We start from the raw sequence: 10,289 nt of genomic DNA, 5'->3' as shown, positions 1-10,289 counted from the left end.
CGCTTTACGGGCATGATTACGGTGCCAGCCCGTGGTGGCGCACAACTCGTCGAGAATGATGCCCTTGGTCCGTTTGTCCGCCAACGAATAGCGGATCGCGGTCGTCTCGGTCACTGCCCTGCGCTCGGCCACCGTCAACCCCATCATCTGGGCCTACCGAGGTCATGGCTGACCGATCACGTAGGCGCGCCGCACGCGCGCATTTCAGATGAGGCAACGAAGCACCATTTCGGGGCCTTTCGCGCGCATATCGGATGAGTCAACGCGTTAGTTGCTATGTCCGACCGGCCAGGCATAATCGAAGGTATGTTCGAACTGCGGTTACCGGACGCCGAGGTACTGCGTGGCCTCGACGACGCAGGCCTGGTGGACACCATTCGGCGAACCCCAAGTACAGCATGGTCCTTTCTTCGAGAAATTGGACGGTAGTCGGCACGAACCACCTCCTTGCACTGTGATGGAGCCCTACAGTCAGGTGGTCATAAACGTCACCAAGCCTTAAGGGACCGCGACCGCTGAAACGTTCTTCGGCGAACGGCTACCACATGAAGTCTGCGACTTTCTCCTTGAAACCCTACTATTCGGCTAGCACAACCAGCGGCGGCGGAGTGCCGTGGTCTTCTAGAGAAAAGGAATCCCAACATGAAGACGAGAGTATTGATGGCCACGGTCGGTGCTGCCGCGGCAGCCTTGGCCGCTGGTGTTATGTGGACCGCACCATCGGCCTCGGCTGGTAGCGACTTTTGCAATTCGCTTCCCACCGCCGAGCAAATTCATGATTGCAGCTGCGGCGCTGACAACGTCCCAGGTACTGAGGAATATCAGCAGTGCCTGCATGGAAATGCGGCTGCGCCCGGACCGGCCAGCTCACCGCCACCCGCGCCACCCGCGCCACCCGCCTAATCCCTACCGCGCTTGGCTCGCCACCCCGGCGGCGAACCGCGCGCGTTCTGGTACAACGCCCACCGCCACATGCCTGTCGTCGTACCGGCCCTCTGAACCGGCCGACTGTGCCGTTCTAGGCTTGGTAGCACCCGATGAGTTGAGTGTTCTTTAGCTAGTCGGTGCCACCATTTACTGAAGACGTTCTACGGCGGACCCAAGGGTTGGCAACATCGGCAAGAATCTGATGGCACCGTGATCTGGACTTCACCGACGCCAGTTGCCTACCCCCCGACAACGAGCGCGGGTGGATTGATCAGCCTCCACCGGCAGTCAGCGTCACCGTCATGCTCGCACCGAAACTCGTCCGATTTGCATGAGTATCCCACTCGCCGGCAGGCGAAATGTGATAATGAGCCGGCGCACACTTGCCCCCGGTTGGAAGACCATCCAGGGGTGTCGTGGCTGTAAGGAGGCCCCGACATGTTGTTCTTGGTTCTGTGGCCGGCAGAGCGTATCCCGAACCCCAGGGGAGATCTCTCGCTCATCGAAGAAACTGCTAAGTTCATTTGGCTCACGTTGGGGTCCGAGGCCATCTTTAAATGGGTTCAATTGGCAGCCTGGACGATCACCATCCTGGCTATCGTGTTTTTCGTGTTGTGGCTGGTGTTCAAGTTCCAAAAAAAGAACCAGGAAGAGAGCGATTCGCGGCCCCGCACGTGGCGAAATGTTCTGCAGCGTCGACATCCGCCCGGCACGGCGCCGGGTGGCCGCCACGCCGCTCCGACTCCTGTTGACGACCATCAAGAGGCCCCAGGCCCGGACCGAAAACCGGGCGTCGTTTGAGTATCCGGCCGACGACGCTAACACGGCAATCTAGAAGCTAGCCGTTCGGCGAGGCGTAGGTAGTAGCGCACTGACTAAACAGTTCACGAGTAATTGCTAAGTGGTATCACCCGTGCATCCCCCACCCAGATGGTCCACATGCTCAATCGCTGTCCTCTTGATTTCGGCGGCCGCGGTCGGGGATAAGGGATGTCGACCTCGCCTGCTACCGAAAGCAGCACCTGCACAAGTACGTGGTGGCCCCGCTCGGGCGTGATCATTGACGCCATGCCCCGGAACTACAACGGCAAGATTCCCAAACGAGTGGCTGTGCAAACTCATGGTCACCCACGGACTGCTAAACGGAACCTATGGTATCTTCTGAGCCAGATTCTGAGCCCAGAGGTTTGCGACGAGGAGGTGGCGGAGCATGCTGGCCCCAACCCGATGGAGGTTCCGTCGCCCCGTAGCCGCAGTTGTCACCGTGGTCGTGCTCGTTCTGGCCGTGACGGTGGGGGCGGCTGACCGTTGGAGCAAGGAGAAGTCGATATCGATCCAGGGCAACGTGGCGTCCGCGATCACGACGGCGAACTTGACCGCTGTGGCCCGTACAAGGGTGTTCTTCGGTCACTTTTCCGTGGGGATGAAAATGCTGAACGCTATCCCCGGCGTCTATGCGGATCACGGTGTCTCGGCCCCCCCGATCGAGGAGGGGCTTGCTGAGCCCGGCCCCAACGGCGGGTTCATCGCCCACAAATTCATCGTTAAGCCGAACTTCGAGGACTTCGACCGCACCATGCGCCATGGGATGGGCCGGCAGGTCGACGTCGCTCTGATGAAGTTCTGCTGGGGTGACATCGACAGCGACACGGATGTCGACGCGCTCTTCGCGAGGTACCGCGACACCATGGCCGCGTTGGAGCGGGACTTCCCCGACGTCACGTTCATCCACGTGACGGTGCCCCTGACCAAAGAGCCGGGCCTCTTCAAAAAGCTGAAGGTACGGCTGAAGACACTTCTCGGCCGGCCCGACCCGTTCGGCCAGGCAGCGAACGTCGCGCGGGAGCGGCTGAACGCGCTGATCCGCCGCGAGTACGCCGGCCGTCACCTCTTCGACCTGGCCGCGATCGAGTCCACGAAGCCCGACGGCACGAGGGTCTCCGGCAGCTACGACAATCAGCGGTACTTCGCGCTGTACGACGGGTACGCCGACAACATCACCTCCGACAACATCGACTCGCGCGTCAACTGGAACAACCTCAACGCGGTTGGTGCCAAGGTCGCGGCGACAGCCTTTCTCGAGGCGATCGCGCAGGCATCGCGGAAGTAGACACCGCTGGCCATGATTCGGCCCACATGCCCCGCTACTAAGTGATATCACTAAGTGATATCACCCATGCATCCCTCACGGGCCATACCTACACCACGAAACCCGGTGGAGCTGTGCTGTTTCCGGTGTTAGCCATTCCGACCGGCACGTTGGTGTTGCCGAAGTCGACGCCACCGGACACCGGGAAACGCGGAGTGATGATGCCGACCCGCCGGCGAACCAGGGCCGCGGACCGGGCCGCTCGCAACAAGTGGGAACGCGGAATCAACGAGGCGCGTATCGCCGCGGAAGCGGGCCGAGAGGCAGCGCGCAGCGCGGCCTGCAACGACCCGCCGCCCTTCTGGCGGACGTCACCCTAGATGCCGAGATCCTTGGCGACGATGGTCTTCATGATCTCGGTGGTCCCGCCGTAGATCGTCTGGATGCGGGCGTCGACGAATGCGCGCGACACCGGGTATTCCCGCATGTAGCCGTAGCCGCCATGCAACTGCAGGCAGCGGTCGGCGGTGCGCACCTGCAGTTCGGTGGTCCACCATTTCAGCCGGGCCGCCCGGGCTGCGGTCAGCTCACCGATCAGGTGCTCGGCGATGCAGTCATCGAGATAGGTACGCGCGACGTCGATTTCGGTGGCCAGCTCAGCGAGCACGAACTGAGTATTCTGCAAACCGGAGATGGGTGAGCCAAAGGCATTTCGCTGCTTGACGTAGTCGAGGGTTTCGGCCAATACTCCCTCGGCGGCAGCCACCGCGCCCACCGCCAGCGAAAGCCGCTCTTGCGGAAGGTTGTTCATCAGCTGATAGAAGCCCCGGCCTTCATCCCCGAGCAGGTTCTCGACGGGGACCCGCATATCGGTGAAGCTCAGCTCGCTGGTGTCCTGCGCGTGCAGGCCGATCTTCTCGAGGTTTCGGCCGCGGGAAAAACCCGGCGTGTCCGGGTCGACGACCAATAGCGACAGCCCCTTGTGGCGGTCGGGCGCAGTGCGCACGGCGATGACGAACAGGTCCCCGGTCTGCCCATTGGAGATAAAGGTTTTCGCGCCGTTGACGACGTAATGGTCGCCGTCGCGCACCGCGGTGCTGCGGATCCCGGCCAGGTCGCTGCCGGCGCCCGGCTCGGTCATCGCGATGCCGATGATCGTCTCGCCGGTCACCACGCTCGGCAGCCAGCGTTGCTTTTGTTCGGTCGTCGTCAGATCGGTGAGATACGGCAACACAATGTCGTTCTGCAGGGAGATGGCGACAGCTTCGGCCGCCGCCCCGACCCGCTGCAGTTCTTCGACGACGATTGCGTTGTACCGAAAGTCGTCGACGCCCGGTCCGCCGAACTCCTCTGATACCGAAAACGCCAGCAGTCCAAGCTTTCCCGCTTCGGTGAACAGTGAGCGGTCCAGGCAACCGGCCTGCTCCCAGCGTTCGTGGGACGGGACGACGGTCTGCTGCACGAAATCGTGGACCATCTCTCGGAACTGATGATGCTCGGACGTGTACTCCAGGCGTGCGCTCATTGGATCTCCTGTCAGCGGAAGGCGTCCATGCCGGTGATCGCCTGGCCAAGGATCAGCTGATGCATTTCTGGCGTGCCCTCGTACGTCAGCACCGATTCCAGGTTGACCATGTGGCGGATCACCGGGTATTCCAGCGATATCCCGTTGCCGCCCAAAATCGTTCGCGCGGTGCGGCAAATCTCGATCGCTTCACGGGTGTTGTTGAGCTTGCCGAAACTGACCTGCTCAGGTCGGAGACCGACGCCGTCCTTGAGCCGTCCCAGCTGCAGCGCGAGCAGCAGGCCCTTGTGCAATTCGACCGCCATATCGACGAGTTTGGCTTGGGTCAACTGGAATCCGGCAATCGGACGGCCGAACTGGGTGCGTTGGGTGGCGTAATCCAGCGCGGCCTGCCACGCCGAGCGCGCCGCGCCCATAGAACCCCAGACGATGCCGTAACGCGCTTCCGACAGGCATGACAGCGGGCCTTTGAGCCCCTTCACCTCGGGCAGCAGGGCATCCTCGGGCAGGCGCACGTCGTCAAGCACCAGCTCGCTGGTGATCGACGCCCGCAGCGAGAGCTTGTGGTGAATGGTGTTGGCGGTAAAGCCCGGCGTATCGGTGGGCACGATGAATCCCCGGATCCCGTCGTCGGTGCCCGCCCAGACGACCGCGACGTCGGCGACCGATCCGTTGGTGATCCACATCTTGCGGCCGTTGAGGATCCAGTCCGAACCGTCGCGTCGCGCCCGCGTCGTCATCGACGCCGGGTCGGATCCGGCGTCGGGCTCGGTCAGCCCGAAGCAGCCGAGCAATTCGCCTGCGGCCATGCCGGGCAGCCAACGTTGCTTCTGCTCTTCGGAGCCGAATTTCCAGATCGCGAACATGGCCAGCGAACCCTGCACCGACACCATCGACCGGATACCGGAGTCCGCGGCCTCCAGCTCGGTACACGCCAGGCCGTAATGCACGGCCGACGCCCCGCCGCAGCCGTAGCCATCTAAATGCATGCCGAGCAGGCCCAGCTGGCCGAAGTGTTTGGCGAGTTCGCGGACGGGAAGGTCACCGATTTCGAACCATTCCGCGATGTGCGGCAGGACATTCTCGGCGCAGAATTGTCGGACCGTGTCGCGCACGGCGATCTCGTCGTCGGAGAGCGACGCGTCCAGGTCGAGCGGGTCGTGGGGGTTGAAGCTACTCATCCGGCCATCGTAAGACCGCCGCTACCGTGGCCGACCTGCGGCGGTAGCGTCGCGGCTATGGCGATCCGCGATCATGGCGACCCGGGGTCTGCTCGTCCCTCCGCGGCTGAGCAGGCACGCACCATCGCCGCAGCCAACAATGCCGCGACTCTGGCCACACTGACTGCCACCGGTGACCCGTGGGCATCGTTCGTGGCTTATGGACTGCTGGGCGGGAAACCGGTGCTGTGCTTGTCGACCCTGGCCGAGCACGGCCGCAACCTCGCCGGCGACCCGCGCGCCAGCCTGTCGATAGTGGCAGCGAGCAGCGACAGCGACCCGCTGGCCAGCAGCCGAATCACCCTGGCCGGGCTGGTCTCCCAGCCCTCGGCCGCCGACCGAGACGCGGTTCGGGCGGCATATGTGAACGCGGTGCCCGCCGGCCGAATGTTTCTCGACTTCAGCGACTTCACCTTTTGGGTACTGGGCGTCCAGCGGGTGCGTTGGGTGGGTGGCTATGGCCGGATGGACTCGGCGACCGGCGAACAATACGACGCCGCGGCGCCGGATCCGGTCGCGCCAGCCGCGGCCGGGGCGATCGCGCATCTCAACGCCGATCACGCCGACGCCCTGGCAGCGATGGCCCGGGCGTTCGGCGGCTATCCCGACACCGAGACCGCGGTGTGCACGGGTATCGATCGCTACGGCCTGGACATGCGAGTGCGCACTCCGCGCCGAGCGGTGTACGCGCGGGTAGGTTTTCCGGAACGGCTCGACTCTGCCGATCAATTGCGTTCGACCACGGCAGAATTGGCCCGCCTGGCCGTGGAAGGATTGACCGGTGCCTTATGACATTCACATCCGTACCGCGGACGGCGGCGTCCAATACCCCAACGCATTCAGCTACTCCGTCGACGACGGAATCCTTCGAGTTCAGGTCGGCGACGACCTGGACCGTTCGGACCAGATCTTCTTTGCCCCGGGGTACTGGCAGCAGTATGTGATTGACCCCCACGATGAGGATCCCCTCGATCTGGGCCTGCTCGACGAAGACCTTCTCGACGACGAGGACCTTGTAGATGACGAGGAGCTGCTCGACGACGAGGACCTTGTCGACGACGAAGGCGAATAGCTCGCGCACGGAGTTCCGCACGGGGCATTCAAATTTGCGGCGTGCGTTATAGCGGATGCGGCTTCGGTCATTGCGCATCTCTCTGCACAAGCGTCCGTCCTGTGCTGCACTGGCGATGACGACGTCGCCTAGATGAGGCAGGTGGGGCCCTTGTTAAAGCAAATCAGCGAAGAACCTGTCGTCGGCGGCATCGAAGATTTGACGGCCACGGCTGAGCGGTCGCATGTCGACGAAGCCGCACAGCGGTACCGGTGGCTGATGGACCACAGTCCCCTCGCGATCGGCGTGCACGTGGACGGTCGCTACGTGTATGTCAACAAAACTCTGGTGCGGAAGATGGCGGCTCAATCGGCCGACCAGTTCATCGGACGCCGGGTCACCGATTTCGTGCACCCGGACTCGCTTGCCGTGGTGCACGCTCGTATTGCCGAACGGCAGCACGAACGCGACACGTTGCCACCCTTGGAACTGGTCGTCGTATCGTTCGACGGCACAACCCGCGAGGTGGAAGCGCTCGCGGCCTGGACGGAGTGGGAGGGCAAGCCGGCTCACCATGTGGTTTTCCGGGACTTGACCACGCAAAGGGCCACCGAAGCGAGCCTGCGCTTCCAGGCAGCGCTGGTCACCCACGCCAGTGATGGCATCATCGCCACCACCTTGGCAGGCGCGGTCACCAGCTGGAATCCGGCTGCCGAAGCAATCTACAGCCGGTCGGCCGCCGCAGCACTAGGGCTGCCGATCGGCGAGGCGGTCGGTGCTGCCTTGGACCCGGCAGTGATCATCGCCAGCGGGGGAGTCGTGCACGCGACGCATCACGGCGCCGATGGCTCCGCGCTGGCCGTACGTGTGTCGGCGTCCCGCATGGACGACGGATATGTCGTGTTATGCGCTGACCAGACCGCCCTGCGGCGCGCTGAACAGCACTTCCAAACCGTCGTCGCCTCGCTGGACGAAGGGGTCGTCGTCATCACGCAGGACGGCGCAGTGGAATCCGCGAACCCGGCGGCGCTACGAATACTGGGTGTGCCCGGAGTCGACGGCGCCGAGCTCGCCAAGGTGGCGAAAGTTCCGGTCTACGACGCCGCCGGTCGGTTGCTCAGCTCCGATCAGCGACCAGTCCTTGAAACACTGACAACCAGCCCGAGGCGAGGCTGTATTTACGGCGTCGACCGACTGGGCGACGGCCAGCGGATCTGGGTGTCGGTGAATTGGTCGTTTCTCGATCCGACCGATCCCAGTCGTTCCTCGGTGCTGGTGTCGTTCATCGACATCACCGAACAACACAACGCCCATCAGCGACTGACGTACCAGGCTACGCACGATCTGGTGACCGGGCTGCCGAACCGTGCCCAGATTCTCACGTTGATCAGCGAGGCAATCGCCTCCGATGAATATTGTTTGGGCGCTGTGCTTTTCATCGACATGGACAAATTCAAGTGCATCAATGACGCGCTCGGACACCACGCAGGCGACACCGTCCTTCAGATTGCCGGCCAACGTCTGCGTCGAGCACTGCGCATCGATGACGTCGTCGGACGCGTCGGTGGCGACGAGTTTGTGGCGCTGCTCACCGCGCCCATCGGGCGCGCGCAAGTCGACGACCTCGGCGACCGGTTGCATGCAGCGATCGAGGAACCGATAGTCATCTCGGGCGAAAGTGACTGCGGCAGAACAGTTTGTGCTCAGATCACCGCTAGTATCGGTGTCGTCACAGTGCGGGCCGACGATCACCGCGACGCCGTCGGAATTCTGCGCGACGCCGATCTTGCGATGTACCAGGCGAAAACAACAGGCCGGGCGACGAGCCACTTCAACGAGTGCGACCGGCGTCTGGCGCCCGGGTAGTGTCCGCAGCATGGAGCGTTCCCGGCGAGGTCTGGGGTGGCTGGGCGTCGATATGGCGTGTGTGCTGGTGTTCTGTGCCGTCGGTCGGCGCAGTCACGATGAGGGCCTCAATATCGCGGGCATCGCAACAACGGCGTGGCCGTTTCTGAGCGGGACCGGCGTGGGGTGGCTAGCCGCTCGAGCCTGGCGACGCCCGACGGCCGTCGCGCCCACCGGGCTCGTGGTGTGGGTGTGCACCGTCGCGGTCGGGATGCTATTGCGCAAGGCCACCTCGGCCGGCGTGGCCGCCAGTTTCGTGCTGGTGGCGTCAACGGTCACCGCGCTGCTGCTGCTCGGCTGGCGGGCGGCGCTGCTTGGCGCGCGCCGGCGTGGCGGGGCGTAGGGTCGGCCAGACTATGGCGCGAACAGAGCACGACACCTGGGATCCCGCCACCAGCGTCGGAACCACCGCGACGCTGGTCGCGACGGCCAGGGCCTTGGCGACCAGGGCCGGGCTGATCAACGACCCGTTCGCCGAGCCGTTGGTGCGCGCCGTGGGAGTGGACTTCTTCACCCAGGTCGCCAGCGGCGAGCGTGCCATCAGTGAGCTCGGTGACGACAACGGATTCGCATTGCTGACAGATCTTTTCGCGGTCCGCACCCGATTCTTCGACAACTTCCTCACCGATGCCGGCCGGGCCGGCATTCGGCAGGCGGTGATCTTGGCGTCGGGGCTGGATGCCAGGCCCTATCGGCTGTGGTGGCCGGCCGGCACCACCGTCTACGAGATCGACCAGCCCGGAGTGATCGAGTTCAAAACCCAGACGTTGCGGGGCCTGGCGGTCACGCCGACCGCCGACCGACGCGCGGTGGGCATCGATCTCCGCCGGAAGTGGCCGGAGGCGCTGCGGCGGCTCGGCTTCGATGCCAGCAAGCCGACCGTGTGGATTGCCGAGGGGCTATTCATCGGGTTTCTCACGCCCGCCACGCATGACCGGTTGCTTAAGAATGTCACCGCATTGAGCGCCGGCGGCAGCAGGGTCGCGGCCGATTATCTGCCCAGCCGGAGCAGGCCGTTCTCGAGCCAGGAGCACGCCCTCGCCGAACGCTGGCAACCGTTCGGTTTCGACGGCGATATGACCGAGCTCACTTATGTCGACGAGCAACACGACACCGCCGAGTCGCTGGCGGCGCTTGGCTGGAAAACCTTCGTGACCGACCTTGCGGACCTGTTCAACGCCACCGGGCTACCGGGTCTGCGCCGTCAAGATCTCGCCGCAGCACCCGTCGCGGGCCGCTACGTCAGCGCGACATTGGTGTAGCGGGCCGGAATGCGGCCGATATCGAAACGTTGGACATTAACGTGATAGCCCAATCCAGCCCGTCAACCGAGGCGGCCGAGCTGCGTTTCTTGGCGGTGGGTCCCGATGACCCGTTGGCGCAGCCACTGTTGGCCGAGCTGGCGGTTGAGTACTCCCAGCGTTACGGCGGTACTCCGGAGCTGCACCTCAGCTGGTTGCCCGTACCGGCTGCCGAGCTCGCGCCGCCCGATGGCGGTTTGTTGATCGGGCTGCTGAACGGTGTCCCGGTCACCGGTGGCGCGTTTAGGCGATTCGATGCCGACACCGCCGA

Annotated in this window: 10 protein-coding genes and 2 pseudogenes; 9 read left to right on the top strand and 3 right to left on the bottom strand. The window is 63.9% G+C overall.

The annotated features are described in order from the left end of the window. Positions 1-144 (bottom strand): annotated as a pseudogene (locus VKI00_RS23305) (transposase); the annotation flags it as partial. A gap of 1,221 nt (positions 145-1,365) precedes the next feature. Between VKI00_RS23305 and VKI00_RS23300 the strand changes: the two are divergent. The 3 genes from VKI00_RS23300 to VKI00_RS23290 all read left to right on the top strand — a co-directional run bounded on the left by VKI00_RS23300 (position 1,366) and on the right by VKI00_RS23290 (position 3,396). Further along, complete coding sequence (locus VKI00_RS23300; RefSeq protein WP_324441678.1) at positions 1,366-1,728, top strand: hypothetical protein; 363 nt, start codon at positions 1,366-1,368, stop codon at positions 1,726-1,728. A 409-nt stretch (positions 1,729-2,137) separates the two neighbouring features. Further along, complete coding sequence (locus VKI00_RS23295) at positions 2,138-3,037, top strand: hypothetical protein (RefSeq protein WP_324441676.1); 900 nt, start codon at positions 2,138-2,140, stop codon at positions 3,035-3,037. Positions 3,038-3,162: 125 nt separating this feature from the next. Continuing rightward, positions 3,163-3,396 carry a hypothetical protein gene (locus tag VKI00_RS23290; RefSeq protein WP_324441674.1) on the top strand — a complete coding sequence of 78 codons (234 nt, stop codon included), beginning with the start codon at positions 3,163-3,165 and terminating at the stop codon, positions 3,394-3,396. Here VKI00_RS23290 and VKI00_RS23285 read toward each other — a convergent pair. Further along, entirely contained in the window at positions 3,393-4,541 is a 1,149-nt protein-coding gene (locus VKI00_RS23285; protein ID WP_324441672.1) for an acyl-CoA dehydrogenase family protein, read from the bottom strand. The genes VKI00_RS23290 and VKI00_RS23285 overlap by 4 nt on opposite strands. An 11-nt stretch (positions 4,542-4,552) precedes the next feature. Beyond that, entirely contained in the window at positions 4,553-5,722 is a 1,170-nt protein-coding gene (locus VKI00_RS23280) for an acyl-CoA dehydrogenase (RefSeq protein WP_324441670.1), read from the bottom strand. A gap of 57 nt (positions 5,723-5,779) precedes the next feature. Here VKI00_RS23280 and VKI00_RS23275 point away from each other — a divergent pair, with 57 nt between their 5' ends. The 6 genes and pseudogenes from VKI00_RS23275 to VKI00_RS23250 form a co-directional block, all read left to right on the top strand. After that, positions 5,780-6,553, top strand: a complete 774-nt coding sequence (locus VKI00_RS23275) for a HugZ family protein (RefSeq protein WP_324441668.1) — start codon at positions 5,780-5,782, stop codon at positions 6,551-6,553. Next, on the top strand, positions 6,543-6,833 hold the full coding sequence (locus VKI00_RS23270; RefSeq protein ID WP_324441666.1) for a hypothetical protein: 291 nt from the start codon (positions 6,543-6,545) through the stop codon (positions 6,831-6,833). Before VKI00_RS23275 ends, VKI00_RS23270 begins: the two co-directional genes overlap by 11 nt. Before the next feature lie 150 nt (positions 6,834-6,983). Next, complete coding sequence (locus VKI00_RS23265) at positions 6,984-8,678, top strand: sensor domain-containing protein (protein ID WP_324441664.1); 1,695 nt, start codon at positions 6,984-6,986, stop codon at positions 8,676-8,678. A gap of 10 nt (positions 8,679-8,688) precedes the next feature. After that, a complete protein-coding gene (locus VKI00_RS23260) occupies positions 8,689-9,060 on the top strand; it encodes a DUF3054 domain-containing protein (RefSeq protein WP_324441662.1) in 372 nt (123 codons plus the stop codon). Positions 9,061-9,073: 13 nt separating this feature from the next. Next, positions 9,074-9,979: an SAM-dependent methyltransferase gene (locus VKI00_RS23255; protein WP_324441660.1), complete on the top strand. Its 906-nt coding sequence runs from the start codon at positions 9,074-9,076 to the stop codon at positions 9,977-9,979. A 41-nt stretch (positions 9,980-10,020) separates the two neighbouring features. Beyond that, positions 10,021-10,289: pseudogene (locus VKI00_RS23250) on the top strand (GNAT family N-acetyltransferase); the annotation flags it as partial.

The sequence above is a fragment of the Mycobacterium sp. genome (assembly GCF_035314665.1).
In the GTDB taxonomy this organism is placed as follows: domain Bacteria; phylum Actinomycetota; class Actinomycetes; order Mycobacteriales; family Mycobacteriaceae; genus Mycobacterium.
The sequence above is the reverse complement of the archived record's forward strand: the minus strand, read 5'-3'. Positions and strand labels throughout refer to the sequence as shown.